The following is a 20,891-nucleotide window of genomic DNA, read 5'->3' on the forward strand; positions in this document are numbered from 1 at the left end:
CCGTGGGGACGCGGGCCTTGATTGCCGAAACCCGATGAGAGCGCTCGTTTTTTGCCCGTCGTTGCCGCGCGGGCGGAAATCCGGAGACTTCAAGCGTTCTCGCCCGGAGGCCTGCAGGCCCGCATTCGCGGGACGGCGGCCTGGGGGTTTCGTGGTTTCTAGTGTTCGAGCGTCGCCGCGGCGGATGCCGCGGCGCGTCCGTCATCGGTCGGTCACAAGGCTCCGGCCGCCGCGCCCGGCGCGGCCGGCGCCGGTGCCGGCGCGCCCATCGCGATGGTCTTCGGCGCCACCGGCATGCCCGGGAAGAACACCTTCTGCACGCCGTGGACGATGACCTTGTCGGTCGGCGCCAGGCCCGAGTTGACCACCCGCAGGCCGTCGATCATGCGGCCGAGGACGACGTCCTTGCGGACCGCCTCGTTCTTCGGGCCGAGCACGTAGACGTACTTGCGGTCTTGGTCGGTGAGCACGGCCTTGTCGTCGACCAGCATGGCCTTGAAGTCGCCGGTGCCTTCGAGCTGGACGCGCGCGAACAGGCCCTGGGTGAAGATGCGGTCGCCGTTGTCGACCACCGCGCGGGCGCGGATGGTGCCGGTGCGCGGGTCGACCTGGTTGTCGGTGAAGTCGACCGTGCCCTGGTGCGGATAGCCGGTTTCGCTGGCCAGGCCGATGCGGACCGGGTTCTTGTTCTCGGCGCGCTCGCCCTTGCGGGCCAGTTCTTTGTAGCGCAGGTAGGTCTGCTCGTCGCTTTCGAAATACACGTACATCGGGTTCTGCGAGACCAGCGTGGTCAGCAGGGTCTGGTCGGCCTGGGCGAGGTTGCCCGCGGTGACCAGCGCGCGGCCGGCGCGGCCGCTGATCGGCGCGCGCACTTCGGTGAAGGTCAGATCGAGCTGGGCCGAGGCCACCGCGGCTTCGGCGGCGCGGACCGAGGCGTTGCCCTGGGTGGTCGCGGCGCGGCGGGTCTCGAACTCTTCGCGCGAGATCGCCTTGGCCTCGACCAGGGTCTGGGCACGCTTGTCCTGGGTCTGGGCCAGGCGCGCTTCGGCGCGCGCGCGTTCCAGTTCGGCCTGGGCGCGGTTGAGCTCGGCGCGGTACCGGCGCTGGTCGATCACGAACAACAGATCGCCCTTCTTGACCTCCTGGCCTTCCTCATAGGCGACGCGCTCGACGTAGCCGCTGACGCGGGGCCGCAGTTCGACCGATTCCACCGCGGTGACGCGGCCGGTGAACTCGTCCCACTGCCGCACCTGCTTGGTCAGCACCTGGGCGACGCTGACGTCCGGCGGCGGCGGCGCGCCTTCGGGGGTGGCGGCCTGGCTGCCGCAACCGACCACGGCCAAGGCAATGACGACACTCGCGGCCAGCGCGAGCACGGAGAGCCCGACGCCGGCGCGGCCGGAACGGGCGAAGTAGTTGCTGGTGCTCATCGGGGGGTGGGTTCCTGTTTGGGATTCTTGGAGGTCAACGACTTCAACAGTGCGCGCGCGTCCTGGAGACAGCGTTGCGCGGTTTCCTCGGCGGTGCTGTCCGGATCTTGCGAACACGCATCGGTTGAAGCCGATTTAGGGGTGGGACGGACGGTGGTGGGATAGGCGGGGGCACCGGCTGGCGAGCGGCTGGCGGGCGCTGGGGGGACGCGCGCGGCGCGCGGCGGCAACTGCGGCGGCGGCGCCACGCGCGAGGCGTACGGCACCACCGCGTGCGGCGGCTCGCTGTCGGGGTCGTGGTCGATCAGGGCCAGCGCGCGCTGGCCGACCGACAGGGCGCTCGGCCATTCCGGGCAGGCATTGCGTTGGTTGAACTCGGTGCACACCGGCGTGTCGACCGCGAGCAGTTGCACCCGCACTGCGAGCTGGCGCGCTTCGTCGTGCAGCACGCGCGCGAGCATGCGCAGGGCCGCGGCACCGATCGAACGGTGGCCGTAACCGGCCCAGGGGTGCTCGCTGCCGGGACCGCCGATCAGCACGTAGGTGCCGCCGCGATCGTGTTCGGCCAGCAAAGGCAGCAGGTGGCGCGCTGCGGCGAGGTGGGGGAGGAGATCCTCGTCGAGCTTGCGGCGCAGGAACTCGGCCGGGTTGTCGAGCAGGCGGCCGCGTTCGGCGCTGCCGCACACCGCCGCGACCACCCCGGCCAGGGGACGGCCGAGTTTGCGCAGGGCGCGGGCGAGCTTGGCGCCGGCCGGGTCGTTGCTCACCGAGCCGGCGATCGTGGTCAGGTCGGCGTGGGGGTAGGCGGCCTTGAGCACTTTCAGTTCGCTGGCCTGACGGGCGACCGCGATGACCGGCCGACCGCCGTCGAGGGCGGCCTGGACGACCCCGCGACCGACACCGCCGGTGGCACCGAGTACAACCAAAGGGGCTTTCATTGTCCCGCTCCCGGGACTTTCTCTCCCGTCATCGGGATGATCCCATGACGAGTGTCATTGCCGGAATGACCTCGGGTGTAATGCGCGAGCACCGCGCTGACGGCCGGCATCAGCAGCATCGCCGAGGGCAGCGCGATGATGAAGGCCAGCACCCAGGCCAGCATCCAGGCCTCTTCGGCGCCTTGCGCCAGGCCTTGACGGAACACGACCACGGCCAGCCCGATCAGGACGGACATGGCCACCAGCATCAGCGGTAGAAATGCGAATCGGGCTTGTCGGGGGGTCAACATGGCGGGGGGACTCGTGTCGATCTGCGGCAAAGAGTAGAGAGACGGACGGCACTTGATTAGCCACTGATTCAGGGAATAATTGTCCCGACATCGGGCCAATGCCCTCTCTGCCTCCTTGAATGCCCCGTGACCGGCCCCAGACATGACGGCAGGGCCGAGGGGGACGCGGGGATCGAGCTTGCTCGCAGCCCGCGACGATGCCGTTACTGTCGCCGCCGCCGCTCCGCCCAGGCAGTGGGCGGGGTCAGCAAGGCGCCATGACAGCCGTCACCCGCAACCGCACCTGCTATATGCGTCGTGTTTTGGGCGTCCAGCTTTCGGCGCCGAGTTTTTGAACTGACGGGAACCCCGCAACGCCGATGCAAGGCGCGGCGCGCGGCAGGCTCCCGTTCGATCCACACTCCTACGGAGGCCATCGCCCATGGCTCACGATCTCAACGACACCCTGATCTTCGTCAAGGTGGTCGAAAGCGGCAGCTTCATCGCCGCCGCCCGCGTCCTGCGCCTGCCCAAGACCACGGTCAGCCGCAAGGTCCAGGAACTCGAAACCCGGCTCGGCGCGCAGCTGTTGCATCGCACGACCCGCAAGCTCGGCCTGACCGAGGCCGGCAACCTGTACTTCGAGCACTGCCAGCGCATCGCCCGCGAACTGGCCGAGGCCGAGAGCGCGGTCGGCCAGCTGCAGGGCGGCCCGCGCGGCTGGCTGCGCATCACCGCGCCGTATTCGGTCGGCATCACCTGGATCGCGCCGCTGCTCGGCGAGTTCCACGCGCGCCACCCGGAAGTGCGGGTCGAGATGAACCTCAGCAACGACACCGTCGACCTGATCGACAAGGGCATCGACGTGGCCCTGCGGGTCGGCGACCTGCCCGACTCCAACCTGATCAAGCGCCGCCTGGCGGTCTTCCGCACCCAGATCTACGCCAGCCCGAACTACCTGGCCCGCCACGGCGAGCCCCTGCACCCCGACGACCTGCGCCACCACCGCACCCTGGCGATGCCGAAGTCGCGCCGCAACAACGAATACGTGTGGACCCTCAACGACGGCGAGCGCAACGTCGATTACGTGATCGACCCGGTCATGGTCGCCAACGACCCGGGCCCGCTGCGCGGCGCCCTGCTGTGCGGCGAAGCGCTGATGCTGGCCGCCGACGTCACCGTCAAGGCCTTCGCCGAACAGGGCTACGTGCAGCGCGTGCTGGCCGGCTGGACCGGCCCGGAGTACGAGTTCAACGCGGTGTTCCCGCGCGGGCAGGTGCAATCTCCCAAGGTCCGGGCCTTCGTCGACTTCCTGGTCGAGCGCCTGAACTTCGACGCCGACTACATGCAGGTGCTGTGCCCGGACGCCAAGCGCTTCCGCAAGGCCTCCGAGGAAGCCGAAGCCGCGCTTGCCCACGGCCTGGCCAAGGAAGCCAACGACCAGCGCACCATCGCCGTGCCGGTGGTGGAAGCGATCGAGGCGATCGCCGAAGCCGTCGACGTACGCAGTAAATCGCCGGCGCGCAACGCCAAGCCGACCGGGGATGTCGCGCGCAAGGACGACACCCCGAGCGATGAGGACGCGGCGTTGGTGTGAGGGTGGCGCTGGGGTGAGTGCGGTGGCGAGCTGATCCGGACCGGCGCCGTCGTCGCGATGCCGCATCCAGGCGGCAGCTTGCCGTTGCCGTTGCCGTTGCCGTTGCCGTTGCCGTTGCCGTTGCCGTTGCCGTGATTTTGATCCGCTTGCATTGCGGCTTTGCTTTGCGACTTCGCTTTGCCGGTCAAATGAAGACCCATAGGGCGGCCCGCAGGGATGCGGGCCGTGCGCAAGCAGGCCATGGATGGCCTGTCTGGAGCATCCCTGCGTCGGCATCGATCGTGCGGGCTTGTGCCCTTGCAGGGAAAAGCACTTTTCTTTGGTGACTTTCTTTTGTTGCTTTGGACAAAAGAAAGTTACCCGCACCCTTTAGGGGGCGGAAGCTTTAGACCTTGCGGAAGCTTTAGATCTTGATGTTGCTTCTCCGCTCCGCAGCCAGAGGCGCAACAGCCGCCGGTTGCGCGGTCGCGGCTTGCGCCGCTCCTACCCTGACGGGCTGCCGCCGGCATCGGCGCGAGATCGTGGCGGCGCGGTCGCGACTTACGTCGCTCCTACAGGGATGGATTCGCGGCATTGCGTCGCAGGCTCGGCCTTTGTAGGAGCGACGTGAGTCGCGACCACGGGACGCGCAGAAACCACGAGGCCGTCGGCATGCGTAGAAGCGGCGTACCTTCGCCGGGGTAGGAGCGGCGCAAGCCGCGACATCGCTGCGCCGGTCTTGCGGCGCACGGCTCAAGAAAGATCAGGATCAAACAGATCAAGATCAAACCCAAAGCTTCCGCCACTAAAGCGGCGGGTTACTTTCTTTTGTCATAAGCAACAAAAGAAAGGTAACCAAAGAAAAATGCTTTTCTTTGAATCAAGGGCCCGCACGAGCGGTGCATCCGCGGGGATTTTTCATACGGGACATCCTTGTCCCGATGAAAAACGGCCCGCATCCCTGCGGGCCGCCCTTTGGATCTTCTTTAGCCTTCGCTAGTGCGATGCTGCGCACAGCAACAGCAACAGCAACAGCGGCAACGGCAATGACAACGGCGGAGGCGGAGGCAAATCCCCTGCCCGTCTTTTTCAAAGGCGGCAAAAGCCAGTCGCTCGACTTGCAGGAAAGGCTAGTCGCCTGATCTCGAGGCCCGCCCCCAATCACAGACCAACACAGGTCCGATCAATCCCTCACCCACCCAGCCGCCAGGCCAATCCCGACACCCGTGCCGCGTGCCGCGACAGGGCCTGGCGCAGCACCGGTTCGCTGGCGGCGATGTGCAGCGATTGCCGCGCGCGGGTCATGCCGGTGTAGAGCAGTTCGCGCGACAGATGACGCGCGTCCTGGCGCGGCAGTTGCAGCCAGACGCTGTCGAATTCGGAGCCCTGGGCCTTGTGCACGGTCATCGCGAACGCACCGCCATGCGCCGGCAGGGCCGAGGGATGGAAGCCGCGTGCGCCGTCGCTGCCGCCGGCGAACCAGGCCACCGTGGTCGCGGCGCCGGTGTCGTGCTCGCGCGCGCCGGGCGGTCGCGCGGTCGCGTCGGCGCGCAGGCACACACCGATGTCGCCGTTGAACAGGCCGTGGCGGTAGCTGTTCTCGGTGATCAGCAACAGGCGCCCATGGAAGTACGGCGGGCGGTGCGCGCCGGCCAGGGCTTCCTCGATGCGCGCGTTCAACGGCGCCGCGCCCTGGCCGCCGTCGCGCAAGGCGGTCAGCAGGCGCAAACGCGCGGCCAGCGCCAGCGCTTCGAGCGGGTCGACGGTGCCGGCCAGCGCGCGCCAGGTCGGCAGCAGCAGTTCGCGGCCGGGGCCGCTGAGCGGGTCGTGCACGTCTTCGTGGAACTGCACGCCGGCCAGGCGGCCGCCGCGCAACAACGCCAGCACCGCGTCGGCGTCGCCGGTGCGGGTGGCCTCGGCCAGCGGCGCCAGGTCCAGGCTCTCGGCCTGGCGATAGCCGCGGCGCAGGTGCACGCGGTAGGCGCCGAGCGGGGTCGGGTCGGGCTGGATCTTCAACGCCTCGCCGAGCAGGGGCCGCAACCGTTCGGCCAGCGCGGGCGGTAGCCCGTCGTCGTCGCCGGCGGCATCGACGATCGCGGCGAGCACGTCGCCGGCTTCGACCGAGGGCAGTTGATCGCGGTCGCCGAGCAGGATCAGGCGCGCGCCGTCGGCGACCGCCTCGACCAGCTTGCACATCAGCGGCAGGTCGACCATCGAGGCCTCGTCGACCACGACGATGTCGAACGGCAAGGGCCGGCTGGCGTCGTGCATGAAGCGCGGGCTGTCGGGCACGCTGCCGAGCAGCCGGTGCAGGGTGCTCGCCTCGACCGGCAAGGCCTCGCACAAGGCCGCATCGACGCCGTCGAACTCGCGCAGCCGTAAAGCCGCCGCGCGCAGGCTCTCGGCCATGCGCTCGGCGGCGCGCCCGGTCGGCGCCGCCAGCGCGATTCGCGGCGCAGGCGCGCCTTCGAGCCGCGCCTGCGCGATCAGCAACAGCAGCAGGCGTGCGATGGTCGTGGTCTTTCCGGTGCCGGGGCCGCCGGTGGCGAGCAGCAGCGATTGCAGCAAGGCCACCGCGGCCGCGCGCGCCTGGCGGTCGTCGTCGCGCGCCTGCGGAAACAGCGCGGCGAACAACGGCGCCAGCGCGGCGAGGTCGGGCGCCGGCGGCGCCGATCCGGCGATCCGGCGCAGGCCGGCAGCAAGCCGGCGTTCGTATTCGCGATAACGCCGCAGGTACAGCAGGCCGCGTTCCAGCACCAGGGGCGCATCGCGATGCGCGGGCGCGCCGTCGGCCGGCGTGGCGATCCAGCGCGAATCTCGCAACGCCGCCAGCCATTCCTCGGCCGACGGCCAGTCGATCGCCGCATCGCTCAACAGCCACGGCCTCGACGGATCGAACGCGGCGTGACCGTGAGCGATCGCCTGCGAGGCCAACGCGGCCGCGGCCAGCACCGCATCGGGCGTGTCCCGGTCGAGCCGGCGCAGCGCCTGCGCCAGCGCGTGGTCGATCGTGCGCAGGGCGCCTTCGCGGTACAGCGTGTCGAGCAGGCTCATGCCGCGCCTCCGCGTCCGGCGAACAAGGCATCGACCGCATCGACCAGGGCGCGCGCCGGCTGGTGCGCGTACACCCCGGCGGCCGGATCTTCGGGATCGAGACCGCGGCAGAACAGATAGCGCACGCCGCCGAAATCGCGCGCGTAGTCGTAGCCCTCGCCGAGGCGGAAGCGCAGCCAGCGGTGCAGGGCGATGGTGTAGATCAGCGATTGCAGGGTGTACTCGCTTTCGTCCATGGCGCGCTCGACGTGCGCGGCGTCGTAGGCAGGGAGCCGGTTGGTCTTGTAGTCGAGCACGTAATAGCGGCCGTCGTGGACGTAGACCAGGTCGATCTTGCCGGTCATCAGGCCCTCGAGCCGGCGCCGCAATCCGAAGGCATGGCGCTCGCGCAACCAGCCGTGCGCATGCATCGCCTCGAGCAGGGCGTCGATCGGCGCCGATTCGAGCGCGAAGTGGAACTCCATTTCGGCGCGTCGCTCGCGCTCGGGCACCTCGCACAGGCGCGCGCCCTCGGGCAGCGCCGCGGTCAGGGTCCGGCCGACCAGCGAAGCCAGCACCGGCAACCCTTCGTCGAGGTCGGCCTCGGTATAGCCCTCGGCGCGCAGAGCCGAGGCCAGCACTTCGCCCTCGCCCGGCGGCTCGGCCCGGTCCGGCGTCCATCCGCGCCAGGCGCCGAAGTCGACCCGTTCGAGCGCGTCGTGGACGACATTGCCGAAGCGGCTGCCGGAGAAGCGCGCATCGGCCGGAGTCAGCAGGGCCGGCGTGGTCTCCGGTTCGTCCTCGGCGCCGCGTTCGTCCATGGCCACCAGCGGGGCCTCGCCACCGCTGTCCTCGTTGGTGAGCTGGGTGAAGCTGTACACCCACCAGTCGCGCGCCGGGTTGCGGCGGGCGACCCGCGCCGGCGGCACCGCACCGGTCGCGGCCGGCAACAGCGGCGCCGGCGCGGCTTCGAGCGCGCCGTCGTCGACGACGATGGCGTCGGCCTGGCCGGCGGCCAGCGCCTCCGGGTCGGCGACCATCGCCCGCAACGGCGAGGCCGCGGCCAGGTACAAGGGCCCGCTCGCCAGCCACAGCGCATGGCGCGCGCGGGTCAGGCCGACATACAGCAGGCGCGCGTCTTCCGAGCGCGCTTCGAGCGCGGCGCGTTCGCGCGCGCTGTCCCAGTCGGGCGCGTGCGGGTCGACCACTTCGGTCTGCAACTGCAGCACGCGGCCGAGTTCCGGGTCGGGGTATTCGCACAAGCGCCCGCCGCGCGGCTCACGGCCGATCGCGATGAACGGCAGGAACACCAGGCCGAACTCCAGGCCCTTGCTCTTGTGCAGAGTCAGGATCTGCACCCGGCGCGCGTCCGATTCCAGGCGCAGTTGCTGTTTCTCGTCGCTGTCGTCGGCCTCGGCGATGCGCAGGCGCAGCCAGTCGCACAGGCCGTGCAGGCCGAGCGAGCGGGTATCGGCTTCCTGCAGGGTTTCGCCGAGCTGCATCAGGTTGGTCAGGCGGCGCTCGCCATCGGCCAGGGTCAGCAGGCGCGGCGCCTGCTCGGCGCACAGGTCGGCGATCAGGGCCAGGGGCCCGTGCCGCTGCCAGCGCTCGCGCCAGCCCAGTGCACGCAACTGCCAGTCGCGCTGCCAGGGCTCGTCCTCGGACAGCCGCGCGATCGCGCTGGCGTCGAGGCCGATCAAAGCGGTCGCGAGCGCGGCGCGCAGGCGGCCGCCGTCGCCAGGGTGCAGCAAGGCATCGAACAGGCTCAACACGTCCAGCGCCTGTTCGGTCGCGAACAGGCTGCGCCGCCCCGCCGCGACCGCCGGAATGCCGGCGGCGATCAAGGCCTGCTGGATCCGCGCGGCCTCGTCGTGGCTGCGCACCAGCACGGCGATGTCGGCCGGCTGCACCGGCCGGCCGGCGATGCTGGCGCGGCCGTCGCGTGCGTCGCGCAACCAGGCGTGGATCGCGGCGACGCAGGCGCGGGTCGCCAGTTCGCGCGACTCCGGCGCATTCCATTCGGCTTTCTTGCGGCCGTCGTCGGGCGCCGGCAGCCGGCGTAGGGTCAGCGCCGGCGCGACCGCCCCGTCGCGCTGCAGGTCGGCATCGGCGACCGCGCCGCCGGGCCGGACTTCGCGGAAGCGGATCCTTGCATCGATGAAGGCGGCTTCGCCAGCCTGGGCGTACAGCGCCGAGACCGCGCGCAGCAGCGACGGCCGCGAACGGAAATTGTGATCCAGCGGCGGCGCCTGCTCGGCGCGCTGGGCCGCGCCCAGATAGGTGTGCACGTCGCCGCCGCGGAAGCCGTAGATCGCCTGCTTGGGATCACCGATGAGGAACAGCGCGCGCGCGCCGAACACCCGCTCGAAGATCCGCCACTGGCGCGCGTCGGTGTCCTGGAATTCGTCCACCAGGGCGACCGCGTATTGCTCGCGCAGGCGTTCGGCCAGGGTCTCGCCGTGCGGCCCTTCCAGTGCCGCGGCCACGTCGGCGATCAGGTCGTCGAAGCTCTGCACCCGGCGCACCCGCTTGAGTTCGCTCAGGCGCTTGCCGGCCTGCTCGCGCACCCGGTGCACCAGCGCCACCGCCTGCGCCGCCAGCCACTGCGCACGCTGCTGGGCGGCATCGAGGTAGCCAGCGACGGCGTCGAACAGCGGCGACGACGGCGTCGCCGCCTCCTTGCCCTTGTTGGTGCGCGCGGCCAGGGTCGCCGGGGTCAACCGCTCGATCCTGGGATCCAGCGCCTGGCCGGCATCGCCGTGCGCGCACCACTGGCTCAGCAGCAGCCACAACTCGCGCGGCAGATTGGCCCGGTAACTGTTGCCGTTGAGCACCTTCGCGGCGATCGCGGCGTCGAGCCGCGCGCAGGCCTCTTCGCCGTGCTCGGCGAACACAGCGCTCAAGGTTTGCGCGGCCTGTTGCAGCGCCGGCAAGGGATCCTCCGACATCGCCGGCACCGGCGGCAGCAACTGTGCGGTGCGCAGCAGCGGGCCCAGATCGGCCGCGAGCGAAGGCGGGCCGCCCGGCCATTGCAGCGACAACAGTTCGGCCGCAGTCGCGTCGCTGCCGAAGGCGCGCCACAGGTCCACCGCGATCTCGTCGTGCAGTTCGCGTTCGCTGCCGATCATCTCCGGCGGCGCGAACGGTTGTCCGGTCTCGAGCGCGTGCTCGGCCAGGACTCGCGCACAGAAGCCGTGGATGGTGACCACCGCGGCCAGGTCGATCTCGCGCGCGGCGCGCGCCAGGCGCGCGCGCAACGGCGCGGCGCCTTCCTGCGCGGCCTGCGCCTCGACCAGACTGCGGGTCAGCGCGCGTTCGCCGTCGTCGCCGTCGCGCGGCAGGGCCGGGTCGTCGGCGGCGATGCGCGCGGCCAACAGCAGGCGGCGGCGCAGGCGTTCGCGCAGCTCTTGGGTGGCGGCGTCGGTGAAGGTCACCGCGAGCACCTCGCCGATGCGCAGCCCGCGCTCGATCACCAGACGGGTGACCAGCGTCGCCAGGGTGTAGGTCTTGCCGGTGCCGGCGCTGGCCTCGATCAGGCGCAGGCCGTCGAGCGGCAGGTCCAGGAACGGATCGCGCGGCGCGCTCATGCGCCGCCGCCTTCGTCGCGGCCGTGGACCACGGCGCCGAACACCAGCCTGGCGATCTCGCGGAATTCTTCGCCCAACACTGGATCGCGGAACGGATCGCGCCCGCGCAAGGCCAGGCGCGCGCCCGGCGTGGTCGCCTCGCCCCAGGTGCGCGGGCTGCCGTGCCACTGGCTCTCGGCCTTGCCCCAGCCGTCCTTGTCCTGGCTCGCGGCTTCGTACCAGAGCCAGCCGGCGCGCGGCAGGAACGGCAGCGGCGCGCGCAGGCCGTAATCGCGCAGGCGCAGCAGGCTGCGCAACGCCGCCTGGGCCTGCTGCGGCGCCAGCGCTTCGCGCAGATGCGGGCCGGGCCCGCGGTCGGTCTGGGCGAACTGGGCCAGCGGACGGCGGTCGCCGAGCGCCGACAGCACCAGCCAATCCAGACCATGAGCGATCTGCGACGGCCCGTGCAGGCTGTCGAAACGCAGCCGCGCCAATCCGCCGGCATAGACATCGTCGAGCCGGCCGAGCAGGCGCGCGTCGCCGAGGTCGAGTTCGAACGGCAGCGCCTCGGCCTCGCCGCTGCGCCAACGCGCGAAGGCATCGGCGTAGGGCCGCACCTGCCCGAGCAAGGCATCGAGCTGGCGTCGGCCGAGCGGGCCGGACGGCAGCAACGCGCGGGCACGCAGGCTCGCCTGCAGCCGGTCGCGATCGATCCGGCCGCCGCCGGCGATCAGGTCGTCGAACACCGCGCGCTGCAGTTGCTGGCGAAACAGGCCCGGCCCGGGCAGCACCAGCGGCTCGACGTCGTCGCCGGCGTCGATCTCGTCGGGCAGACGCAAGCCCAGGCGCTGGCGCAGGAACGCGGTCGGCGGGTCGCGCAGGAAGCTGCGCAGGTCCTGGTAGGCCACGCTGCCGTCGTCGGCCGCGTCCGGGTCGGGCGGCAGCGGTTCGTGGAGCCAGGGGCCGATCTCGCCGCGCAGGCCCAGCGCGCCGGCATCGACCGCCGGCCGCCATTCGGCGCGATAGCTGAAACGGCGCGGCTCCGGCTCGCGTTCGCCGGCGCCGAACGCGGCCGCGGCGAACGGCTGCAGCGGTTGGCGCACCACGAACTCGTTGCGCGCCGCGGCCGGATCGGCGTGATAGCGCGCGGCGACGTCGAGCAGTTCCGAGACCAACGTCGAGGGTTCGCGCTGGCTGCCGTCGCGCGGATCGGCGCCGAGGTAGCTCAGATAGAACGTGTCGGAGGCGGCGCCGAACAACTGCAGGAACAAGAAGCGGTCGTCGTCGCGCAGCGAGCGGTCGCCGTGGCGGCGCGCGGCGGTGCCGAGTTCGGCGGCGAGCCGGTTGAGGCCGCCGGCCGGGTCGCGGCGCGGGTAGTCGCCGTCGTTCATGCCGAGCAGGCAGATCACCCGGAACGGAATCAACCGCATCGGCACCATGCGGCCGAAGCTGACGCCGCCGGTCAGCAGCGGCGCGCGGGTGTCGGCCTCGGCCAGCGCGGCGCGGAAATGGCTGCGCACGATTTCGGCGCCGACCGTGCCGTCGAAGCCGGCCTTGCCGGCATCGCGGGCGAAGCTTTCGATCAGGTTGCGCAGGCGTTCGAGGGTGCGCTGGTCGGTGGGGTCGCGCGGGCGTTCGGGCAGCATCGCCCGCAGCAGGCCGAGCAGGCGGTCGGCCCATTGCGCCGGGCTCAGCTCGGCATCGAGCGCGCGCTCGAAGCGCGCCAGCACCCGCAGCAAACGGATCAACGCATCCAGCGCATCCAGCGAGGCGCCTTCGAGTTCGGCGTAAGGCGCGATGCCGGCGATCATCTCGTCGGCCGCGGCGCCGTCGCCGGCGGCGTGGCCGAGCAGCAGACGGTCGAGCGCGAACGCCCAGGTGTAGGCGTCGTCGCCGGGGGCGTTGTGGCGGCTGCGGTGAGCCGCGTCGATGCCCCAGCGCGCGCCGGCGTTCTGCAGCCAGGTGCGCAGGCGTTCGAGGCCGGCGCCGTCGAGGCCGGCCTGGTCGGCGATCGCCGGCGTCGCCAGCAGGTCGAGGATTTCGCTGAGTCCGAATCGCGACACCGGCAAGGCCAGCAGGCGCAGGAACACTTCCGCGAGCGGTTCGGAGGCGAGCGGGCTGGCGTCGGCGAGCGCATACGGAATGAAGCCCGGCCGCCCGGCCAGGCCGCCGAACACCGCGGCGATGTGCGGCGCGTAGGGGTCGATGTCGGGCGCCAGCACCGCGATCTCGCGCGGCTGCAGCGGCGGGTCGAAACGCCGGCCCTCGGCCGAGTTCGGATCGAGCAGGCCCTGCAACTGGTCGTGCAACACCTGCACTTCGCGCAAGCGGGTGTGGCAGGCGTGCACCTGCAGGCTGGCATCCGCGCGATCGACGCGCTCGCGCCACGGCACGGCCGGCAGCGCGCGCCGATGCAACAGGTCGCGTTGCAGGCGCTGCAGCAGGCTGTCGCGCGAGGGGTCGTCGTGGCGGCTCTCCTCGGGATCGGCGTAGGCGGCGATTTCGCCGGAGGGGTGCACGACCTCGTAGCCGCCGAGCACCGCCATGAAATCGCGGCCGGCCGCGCCCCAGGCCTGCAGCAGCGGGTTGTCGTCGTCGCCGAAGGCGGCGTCCTCGCCCAGGCGCAGGCGTTCGGCCAGGGTGCCCAGGTCGCCCCAGTACTTGCGCGTCGGGGTCGGCAGATAGAAATGCAGGGTGCCGGCGATCGCTTGGGTCGCGATCATCCGCAGCACGTCCGGCGAGACATTGAGCGTGGCGAAGGCGAACAGCCGCGGCGGCAGCCCGCGCGGCGGCCGGGCGATGCCGGCCTCGCCCTGGAACCGGGCCAGGTAATCGTCGATGCGGCGCGCGCGGTAACGGCGGCCGGCGGCGACCCGGCGCCACAGCGCCGCCTGCGGATCGTCGCGCTCACGCCCGGCGTCCCAGGCCAGCAGCCAGTCACGGCGCCAGGCCTGGTATTTCTCGAACAGCGAGGCCAGTTCGCCCGACAGCGACCACGACTTCAGCGGGTCGTCGCCGTCGAGGTAGGCGCGCAGCGGCGCCAGCGCCGGCTCGCGCAGCTGCGCCGGCTGCGACAGCACGCTGTAGAGGCGCCAGCGCAGGGCCTGGGCGTCGAGGTCCTCGCCGGGATGGGCCAAGTCCTCGTCGGAGGCATTGGCGTCGAGCGCACGCTGGACGAATTCGCCCGGGGTCAGGAATTCCAGGTTCGCGGCGATGCCGTAGGCCTGCGCCAACGTCGCCTGCAGCCAGCGCCGCATCGCCACCTGCGGGATCAGGATCACGTCAGGCGCCAGCAGCGGCTGCCCCGGCGCGGGCGTGCGCAGCTCCTGCGCGAGCAGACCGGCCAGCACGTCCAGCGCATTGGAATGGTAGAGACGGAAATCGGCGCGCGCGGGCATCCCGCCATCTTGCCGCAAGGGCGCCGGAAGCGCTGCCGCCGGTTGTGGCGGTTGCGCGATGACAAGCGCGCAAGCGCAAGAGCAATCCCCCTGCCCCCTCTCCGATAGGGATCTAGTTCCTAGTTCCTCCCCACTAGTTACTCCCTCCTCACCTCCTCACTCCTCACTCCTCGCTTCTCACTCCCGCTCCGGCTCCCGCCCCCCAGCACCCTTAAAACCGTCTTAATCCCCAGCGCCCACCCTGGCCCGGCCGCATTACGGCCGAACGCTCCGTCTCGCCACCGCTGCGAGCGAGGCCGCCTAACCTGCGACAATGGCCGACGCTCGACCCCGGTTCAGGCTGGCTGGGCCAAGCTGCGCCGTTTTGCAGCGCTTGTCCGACCGTCTCATCGCCCTCGCACGGACTGTCTTACCGCATGACGACCGAACCGCCCATCGTCCGCCTGACCGACCTCCGCCTCGATCGCGGCGGCCGCAGCGTGCTGCGCGGGATCAATCTGTCGGTGCCGCGCGGCAGCATCGTCGCGGTGCTGGGCCCCTCGGGCAGCGGCAAGTCGACCCTGCTGTCGGCCCTGACCGGCGAACTCGCCCCCGCCGCGGGCACGGTCGAGGTGTTCGGCCAGCGCGTGCCGCAGGACCCGCGCGAGCTGCTCGAATTGCGCAAGGGCATCGGCGTGCTGCTGCAGGGCAACGGCCTGCTGACCGATCTCACCGCCGCCGAGAACGTCGCCCTGCCGCTGCGCGCGCACACCCGCCTGCCGAAGGCGCTGATCGAGCGCCTGGTGCTGATGAAGCTGCATGCGGTCGGCCTGCACGCCGCCGCCGACGCCTTCCCGCGCGAACTGTCCGGCGGCATGGCGCGCCGGGTCGCGCTGGCGCGCGCGCTGGCGCTGGACCCGCCGCTGATGATCTACGACGAGCCGCTGACCGGGCTGGACCCGATCGCCTCGGGCGTGGTCATGAGTCTGGTGCGCCGCCTCAACGACACCCTCGGCCTGACCAGCATCGTGGTCACCCACCACGTCCACGAGACTCTGCCGGTCGCCGACCACGCCATCGTGATCGCCAACGGCGGCATCGTGTTCTCGGGCACGCCGAGCGAACTCGAACGCAGCCAGGACCCGCTGGTGCGTCAATTCCTGCTCGGCGAACCCGACGGCCCGATCGGGTTCGACGCCGCACCGCGCACCACCACGGAGGCCGCCTGATGCCCTTCATCGCTGCGACCCGCTCGCTGGGCCGTGCCGGCCTGTTCTCGCTGTCGGTGTTGCGCGCGTCCAAGCCGACCCGCGACTTCTTCCGCGAGCTGACCCGCGAAATTTACAAGATAGGTGCACGTTCGCTGCCGATCATCGCCGTTGGCGGCGCGTTCGTCGGCTTATCGGTGACTCTGCTGGGCTATCGTGCGCTCGACACCTACGGCGCGGCCAACCAGGTCAGCGCCATGCTCGGCCTGGGCATGTACCGCGAGCTGGGGCCGGTGCTGACCGCGCTGCTGTTCATCGGCCGCGCCGGCAGTTCGATCGCCGCCGAACTGGGCCTGATGCGCGCGACCGACCAGATCACCGCGCTCGGCCTGATGGCGATCGACCCGATCGCCAAGGCGGTGGCGCCGCGCTTCTGGGCGGCGGTGCTGTGCGTGCCGCTGCTGACCGGCTTTTTCTGCAGCCTGGCCATCAGCGCGAGCTATTTCGAGTCGGTGCACGTGATCGGCATCGAGTCGGGGATCTTCTGGCAGGTGCTCAAGGACAGCGTCGACTTCTACGACGACTTCCTGATGGCCTTCGTGAAGTCGGCGGTGTTCGGCGCGACCGCGGCCCTGGTCGCGGCGTATGTCGGCTACCACGCCGAGCCGACCATCGAGGGCACCTCGGTGGCCACCACCCGCGCCGTGGTCAACGCCTCGCTGCTGGTGCTGATGTTCAACTTCGTGATGTCGGCGCTGCTGTTCAAGTAAGTAAGGTGGCCCGCAGGGCCGGATGAGGGTACGGGACGAGGTCGAAGCGGCGCAGGCGCACCGCCCTCACCCCCTCTCCCAGCGGGAGAAGGGCTTCATTGATCCGTTTTTGCTTGTTGCTCAGTACACCGATCGATCGACCCGCAAGCCAGTCCAACCGTTACATCGCCGCGCCGAACCGCGCGGGCTTTATCCCCAAGGTGATGCCATGTCCGTCCGCAGTCCCCGCATCGAATTCGCCGTAGGCGCATTCCTGCTGCTCGCCCTGGCTTCGCTGCTGGTGCTGGCGATCGCCTCCACCAACGGCAAGTTCGGCTTCGGCCGCAGCAGCTACGAGATCACCGCGCGCTTCACCACCATCGGCGCGCTGCGGCCGAACGCGCCGGTCAAGATCGGCGGCGTCACCGTGGGCCAGGTCGCCGACATCTCGCTCGACCCGGTCAAGTACAGCTCGATCGTGACCCTGGCGATCGACAACCGCTACCGGAACCTGTCGGCCGACACCGCCGCCGGCATCTTCACCAGCGGCCTGCTCGGCGAAAGTTATATCGGCCTGACCCCGGGCGGCGACCCGGAAAACCTCAAGCCCGGCGACGAGATCTACCTGACCCAGCCGGCCGTCGACCTGATTCAGCTGGTCGGCAAGTACATGTTCAGCGGCGGTGGCGCACAAGGCGGCAATGCGGCCGGCGACTCGGCCGCCAAGCCCGCCGACGCCGGCGTTCCCGACTATCTCCAGGGCGAAGCCGCCCCCTCCACCGACGAGACCAAGCAATGAAGCGTTCACTGATCTCCATCGTCCTCGCCTCGGCCCTGCTCGCCGGCGCTCCCACGCTCGCCCTCGCCCAGGTCACCGCGGCGCCGGGCACCGCCCCCGCCGCCGGCACCCCGAGCGCGATGGTGCTGAACAACAGCACCCGCATCCTGTCGACCCTGGAAGCGCGCCGCGCCGAGTTCAGCAAGAACCGCGCCGCACTCAGCCAGTTCATCTCGACCGAGTTCAACCAGGTGTTCGACCGCGACTACGCCGCGCGCCTGGTCCTGGGCACGCACGGCCGCGGCGCTTCGGACGCCGACGTCGCCGCGTTCGCCGATGCCCTCACCGGCAGCCTGATGCAGCGCTACGGCTCGGCCCTGCTCGACTTCAACACCAAGCTCAAGGTCCGGATCAAATCCGAGACCCCGCTGCGCGGCGGCGCCATCGTCAAGGTCTCCAGCGAGTTCCTGCGCCAGGGCGGCGAGCCGATTCCGGTCGACTACCTGCTGCGCAAGAGCGGCGCCCAGTGGAAGGTGTTCGACGTGATGGTCGAAGGCGTCAGCTTCGTGCAGACCTTCCGCAATCAGTTCGACACCCCGCTGAGCCAGAAGTCGATCGCCCAGGTCGCCAAGGACCTCAAGGCCGGCAAGCTGCAGGCCCAGGCGGGCGGCAACTGAGCATGGGCGCAGCGACGGCCCGCGACGGCGCCGGCGTGCGCAAGGACGGCGAGGCGCTGATGTTCAGCGGCGCGCTGGACCGCGCCGCGGCGGCGATGCTGTGGCCGCAGGCGCGCGCGCTGATCGGCGGCGTGCGCCGTTTCGACCTGAGCGCGGTGAGCACCGTCGACAGCGCCGGCCTGGCGCTGTTGGCCGAGCTGGCCGCGCAGGTCGAAGGCGTCGAAGTGGTCGGCACGCCGGCCGGGCTGAGCGAGTTGCGCGCGGCCTACCGGCTCGACGACGCGCTCGGCTTCGGTCGCTGAGTTTCAGACTCTCAAGTTCCGGTCGCTGATACACGAACTCCGTCGCAGAACTCTCCTGTTGCGGTCGCCAACGCCGACGGATCCGGCCTGGCTGCCCCCACCCGTTGTCCCGGAAGACTAGACTGCAACCATGCGCCCCCACGCACTCTCACTCTCGCTCGGCCTGGCTTTGGCCGCGCTGCATTCCGTTCCGGCTTTCGCGCAGGACGCGAACCCGACCGCCGCCGAAGCAACCGCCGTAAGCGCCACGGCGCAGAACGAACCGGCGCTTGCGACGCCATCCGTCGAAGCGCTCGCGCTCGCCGATACGGCGGCCACGCCGGCCGATACGACGCAGGCTGCAACGGCCGAGCCCGCTCTCGACTACGCCGTCGCCCAGGTCGAATCGAGCCAGGTCCAATCGGCACCGCCCGATCCGAATGCGCCGGCGGTCGAAGCCGCCGTGCCGCCGCCGGCCGCCGCCGCGGTCGAGCCGGGCCCGGCCGACGACCAGCGCACCGAAGCCGAGCGCGATTTCGATGCGCTCTACGGCACCCCGTCGCAGGAGTACGACCCGGTCGCCGACCCGACCCTGCCGGCGCCGGCCTCGGTGCCGGGCGCGTTCGACCCGTGGGAGAAGTACAACCGCAAGATGCACCGCTTCAACATGGCGGTGGATCGCGGCGTGGCCCGTCCGCTCGCGCGCGCCTATTCCAAGGTGGTGCCGCGTCCGGTACGCCTGGGCGTGAGCAACTTCTTCAACAACCTCGGCCAGCCGGTGTCGATCGTCAACGCGCTGCTGCAGGGCAAGCCCAAGCAGGCCGCGCAGGCGCTCGGCCGGTTCGCGCTCAACACCACCCTCGGCATCGGCGGCCTGTTCGACCCGGCCAGCGACGCCAAGCTGCCCAACCGCAGCGAAGACTTCGGCCAGACCCTGGGCGTGTGGGGGTGGAAGCGCTCGCGCTATGTCGAGCTGCCGTTCTTCGGCCCGCGCACCGTGCGCGACTCGTTCGGCGCCCTCGGCGATGCGCCGCTGAGCCCGCTGCGCCACGTCGAACGCGACCGCATCCGGATCCCGCTGCAGGGCCTGCAACTGGTCGACGTGCGCGCCCAGCTGCTGCCGCTCGACAGCCTGCGCGACGGCGCCGAGGACGAATACGCCCTGGTCCGCGACTCCTGGTCGCAACGCCGCGACTACCAGATCTTCGGCGACCGCCTCGACAAGAACGGCGACAGCGCCCTGCCGGAATATCTGCAGGACGACAGCAACCCGAGCGTGCCGGCCGATGCGATGCCGGTGATGCCGACCGACGGCGGGCGCTGAGGTTCGCGATCGCCTCGCGGCAGCGCGCAACGACGAACGGCCCGGATGCGAATCCGGGCCGTTCTGGTTTGGGATGCCTCGCAGGACCGGCCGCTGACGCGGACCGGGCTTATTCTTCGAGGTCCTTGTCCTGCCCCAGCAGTCGCGCCGCGGCATCGCCGGGCATCGCCTCGACCTCGCGCAGGCGGCGCTGGATCGCGCGCGTCCTGACCCCGGTCTGTTCGATCTGCTTGCTGGCCTGATCGAGCTTGCCCTTGACGTTGTCGAGCACCTCGCCGAACTTTCCGAACTCGGTCTTGACCGCGCTGAGCGTCTTCCACACTTCGCTCGAGCGCTTCTGGATCGCCAGGGTGCGGAAACCGAGCTGGAAACTGGTCAACAGGGCGAGCAGGGTGGTCGGCCCGGCCACGGTGATGCGCAGGTCGCGCTGCAGCATTTCGACCAGGCCCGGCCGGCGCAGGACTTCGGCATACAGGCCCTCGGTCGGCAGGAACAGGATCGCGAACTCGGTGGTCTCCGGCGGCGCCACGTACTTCTTCTGAATGTCGCGGGCCTGGTCGCGCACCCGGCGCTCCAGGGCGTCGCCGGCGGCGCGCGCGCCCTCGAGATCGAGGCGCTCTTGCGCGTCGAGCAGGCGCTCGTAGTCCTCGCGCGGAAACTTGGCGTCGATCGGCAGCCACACCGGCGCCTCGCCGCCCGGACCGGGAAAGCGCACGGCGAACTCGACCCGCTCGCTGCTGCCCGGCACCGTCGCGACGTTCGAGGCGTACTGGTCGGGCGCGAACACCTGTTCGAGCAAGCCCGCCAGTTGCACCTCGCCGAAGATGCCGCGCGATTTGACGTTGGTCAGCACGCGCTGCAGGCCGCCGACGTCGGAGGCCAGCTTGTTCATGTCGCCGAGCCCCTGGTGCACCTGGGCCAGCATCTGGGTGACGTTGCCGAAGCTCTCGGTCAGGCGGGTCTCCAGGGTCGCGTGCAGCTTCTCGTCGACCGTCGCGCGCATCTGCTCCAGCTTGGCGGCGTTGTCGACCTGCAACTCGCGCAAGCGCGTTTCCAGGGTCTGGCGCAATTCGCCGATGCGCTGCTCGTTGCGCTGGGTGAGCTCGTTGAGGCGCTGGCCCAACAGCTCGGCGAAGCGCTGCTGTTGCTCGGCCGACTCGCTGCGGCCCTTGCGCGCATCCTCGGTCAGCAACTGACTCAAGGCATCCAGGCGCTGATCGGTGCGCACGGTCAGATCGCCGAGCCGGTTGCCGAAGCCCTCGATACGGGTTTCCTGCTGCGCCGACAGGCTGTCGAGCTGTTGGCGCAGTTCGCCGCGGCCGTCGCGCTGCTCCTCGCGCAAGGCCTGCTCCAGGCGTAGCTCGGGGCGGCGCAGCAGCAGGACCACCAATAGAACGATCACAGCCCCGACGGCGAGCAGCAGCAGGATCAGCAACAAAGAGACGTCATTCATGCCGCCAGTCTAACGGGGTGAGTCTCAGGCTCTGCGATCACCAGCGCTTAGGTCGCGCTGGAGACCGCACACGATCTGCGCCGCCGTCGGTCGGAACCGCGGCCGGGCCCGACCAGGAAGTGCGAAACCGGTCGCAGATCGCGACTGAATCCGGGGCGCCGAGTTCCGTACGGAACCGAACCGTGCCAGGGAACTGTGCCAATCTGGATTCGCCCCGATCGGCTTCGCCGAC

The 20,891-nt window shown here is 70.6% G+C and carries 14 protein-coding genes; 7 read left to right on the forward strand and 7 right to left on the reverse strand.

Annotated features, from left to right (window positions below; genetic code table 11):
• Positions 1-212 precede the first annotated feature (212 nt).
• Genes AC6CH2_RS09160 through AC6CH2_RS09170 form a run of 3 tightly spaced genes read right to left on the reverse strand, consistent with a single transcriptional unit; the run spans position 213 to position 2,658 of the window.
• Complete coding sequence (locus AC6CH2_RS09160) at positions 213-1,430, reverse strand: efflux RND transporter periplasmic adaptor subunit (protein ID WP_498268959.1); 1,218 nt, start codon at positions 1,428-1,430, stop codon at positions 213-215.
• Positions 1,427-2,368: an SDR family NAD(P)-dependent oxidoreductase gene (locus AC6CH2_RS09165; RefSeq protein ID WP_498268960.1), complete on the reverse strand. Its 942-nt coding sequence runs from the start codon at positions 2,366-2,368 to the stop codon at positions 1,427-1,429. The genes AC6CH2_RS09160 and AC6CH2_RS09165 overlap by 4 nt, the downstream gene beginning before the upstream one ends.
• Positions 2,365-2,658: a DUF2798 domain-containing protein gene (locus AC6CH2_RS09170; RefSeq protein ID WP_498268961.1), complete on the reverse strand. Its 294-nt coding sequence runs from the start codon at positions 2,656-2,658 to the stop codon at positions 2,365-2,367. The genes AC6CH2_RS09165 and AC6CH2_RS09170 overlap by 4 nt, the downstream gene beginning before the upstream one ends.
• Positions 2,659-3,079: 421 nt before the next feature.
• Between AC6CH2_RS09170 and AC6CH2_RS09175 the strand changes: the two genes are divergently transcribed.
• Entirely contained in the window at positions 3,080-4,234 is a 1,155-nt protein-coding gene (locus AC6CH2_RS09175) for a LysR family transcriptional regulator (RefSeq protein ID WP_498268962.1), read from the forward strand.
• Positions 4,235-5,404: 1,170 nt separating this feature from the next.
• On the opposite strand, the gene recD is transcribed toward AC6CH2_RS09175, so the two are convergent.
• From recD to recC, 3 genes are read right to left on the reverse strand one after another with little or no spacing between them, the layout of a single operon-like run.
• Entirely contained in the window at positions 5,405-7,267 is a 1,863-nt protein-coding gene (recD, locus tag AC6CH2_RS09180; RefSeq protein WP_498268963.1) for an exodeoxyribonuclease V subunit alpha, read from the reverse strand.
• Entirely contained in the window at positions 7,264-10,833 is a 3,570-nt protein-coding gene (gene recB / locus AC6CH2_RS09185; RefSeq protein WP_498268964.1) for an exodeoxyribonuclease V subunit beta, read from the reverse strand. The genes recD and recB overlap by 4 nt, the downstream gene beginning before the upstream one ends.
• On the reverse strand, positions 10,830-14,210 hold the full coding sequence (recC, locus tag AC6CH2_RS09190; protein WP_498268965.1) for an exodeoxyribonuclease V subunit gamma: 3,381 nt from the start codon (positions 14,208-14,210) through the stop codon (positions 10,830-10,832). The genes recB and recC overlap by 4 nt, the downstream gene beginning before the upstream one ends.
• Before the next feature lie 416 nt (positions 14,211-14,626).
• On the opposite strand from recC, the gene AC6CH2_RS09195 reads away from it, so the two are divergent.
• The 6 genes from AC6CH2_RS09195 to AC6CH2_RS09220 all read left to right on the forward strand — a co-directional run bounded on the left by AC6CH2_RS09195 (position 14,627) and on the right by AC6CH2_RS09220 (position 19,206).
• The gene (locus AC6CH2_RS09195) at positions 14,627-15,418 is read left to right on the forward strand and encodes an ABC transporter ATP-binding protein (protein ID WP_435397230.1); all 792 of its coding nucleotides are present in this window, start codon (positions 14,627-14,629) and stop codon (positions 15,416-15,418) included.
• Entirely contained in the window at positions 15,418-16,167 is a 750-nt protein-coding gene (locus tag AC6CH2_RS09200; RefSeq protein WP_435397231.1) for an MlaE family lipid ABC transporter permease subunit, read from the forward strand. Before AC6CH2_RS09195 ends, AC6CH2_RS09200 begins: the two co-directional genes overlap by 1 nt.
• 208 nt (positions 16,168-16,375) lie before the next feature.
• A complete protein-coding gene (mlaD, locus tag AC6CH2_RS09205) occupies positions 16,376-16,945 on the forward strand; it encodes an outer membrane lipid asymmetry maintenance protein MlaD (protein WP_498268966.1) in 570 nt (189 codons plus the stop codon).
• Positions 16,942-17,601, forward strand: coding sequence for an MlaC/ttg2D family ABC transporter substrate-binding protein (locus tag AC6CH2_RS09210; protein ID WP_498268967.1), 660 nt, complete (start codon positions 16,942-16,944; stop codon positions 17,599-17,601). The genes mlaD and AC6CH2_RS09210 overlap by 4 nt, the downstream gene beginning before the upstream one ends.
• 2 nt (positions 17,602-17,603) lie before the next feature.
• A complete protein-coding gene (locus AC6CH2_RS09215; protein WP_498268968.1) occupies positions 17,604-17,903 on the forward strand; it encodes an STAS domain-containing protein in 300 nt (99 codons plus the stop codon).
• A gap of 130 nt (positions 17,904-18,033) precedes the next feature.
• Positions 18,034-19,206 carry an MlaA family lipoprotein gene (locus AC6CH2_RS09220; protein ID WP_498268969.1) on the forward strand — a complete coding sequence of 391 codons (1,173 nt, stop codon included), beginning with the start codon at positions 18,034-18,036 and terminating at the stop codon, positions 19,204-19,206.
• Positions 19,207-19,315: 109 nt separating this feature from the next.
• Here AC6CH2_RS09220 and AC6CH2_RS09225 read toward each other — a convergent pair whose 3' ends face one another.
• On the reverse strand, positions 19,316-20,659 hold the full coding sequence (locus tag AC6CH2_RS09225) for a DNA recombination protein RmuC (protein WP_498268970.1): 1,344 nt from the start codon (positions 20,657-20,659) through the stop codon (positions 19,316-19,318).
• Positions 20,660-20,891: the final 232 nt, after the last annotated feature.

The organism is Lysobacter sp. GQ73 (assembly GCF_059758755.1).

Excerpts from the sequence above, each read along its gene's own strand:
- AC6CH2_RS09170 (WP_498268961.1), bottom strand. The coding sequence starts at position 2,658 with ATGTTGACCCCCCGACAAGCCCGATTCGCATTTCTACCGCTGATGCTG.
- recD (WP_498268963.1), bottom strand. The coding sequence starts at position 7,267 with ATGAGCCTGCTCGACACGCTGTACCGCGAAGGCGCCCTGCGCACGATC.
- AC6CH2_RS09165 (WP_498268960.1), bottom strand. The coding sequence starts at position 2,368 with ATGAAAGCCCCTTTGGTTGTACTCGGTGCCACCGGCGGTGTCGGTCGC.
- mlaD (WP_498268966.1), top strand. The coding sequence starts at position 16,376 with ATGTCCGTCCGCAGTCCCCGCATCGAATTCGCCGTAGGCGCATTCCTG.
- AC6CH2_RS09175 (WP_498268962.1), top strand. The coding sequence starts at position 3,080 with ATGGCTCACGATCTCAACGACACCCTGATCTTCGTCAAGGTGGTCGAA.
- recB (WP_498268964.1), bottom strand. The coding sequence starts at position 10,833 with ATGAGCGCGCCGCGCGATCCGTTCCTGGACCTGCCGCTCGACGGCCTG.
- AC6CH2_RS09225 (WP_498268970.1), bottom strand. The coding sequence starts at position 20,659 with ATGAATGACGTCTCTTTGTTGCTGATCCTGCTGCTGCTCGCCGTCGGG.
- recC (WP_498268965.1), bottom strand. The coding sequence starts at position 14,210 with ATGCCCGCGCGCGCCGATTTCCGTCTCTACCATTCCAATGCGCTGGAC.
- AC6CH2_RS09200 (WP_435397231.1), top strand. The coding sequence starts at position 15,418 with ATGCCCTTCATCGCTGCGACCCGCTCGCTGGGCCGTGCCGGCCTGTTC.
- AC6CH2_RS09210 (WP_498268967.1), top strand. The coding sequence starts at position 16,942 with ATGAAGCGTTCACTGATCTCCATCGTCCTCGCCTCGGCCCTGCTCGCC.
- AC6CH2_RS09215 (WP_498268968.1), top strand. The coding sequence starts at position 17,604 with ATGGGCGCAGCGACGGCCCGCGACGGCGCCGGCGTGCGCAAGGACGGC.
- AC6CH2_RS09160 (WP_498268959.1), bottom strand. The coding sequence starts at position 1,430 with ATGAGCACCAGCAACTACTTCGCCCGTTCCGGCCGCGCCGGCGTCGGG.
- AC6CH2_RS09220 (WP_498268969.1), top strand. The coding sequence starts at position 18,034 with ATGCGCCCCCACGCACTCTCACTCTCGCTCGGCCTGGCTTTGGCCGCG.
- AC6CH2_RS09195 (WP_435397230.1), top strand. The coding sequence starts at position 14,627 with ATGACGACCGAACCGCCCATCGTCCGCCTGACCGACCTCCGCCTCGAT.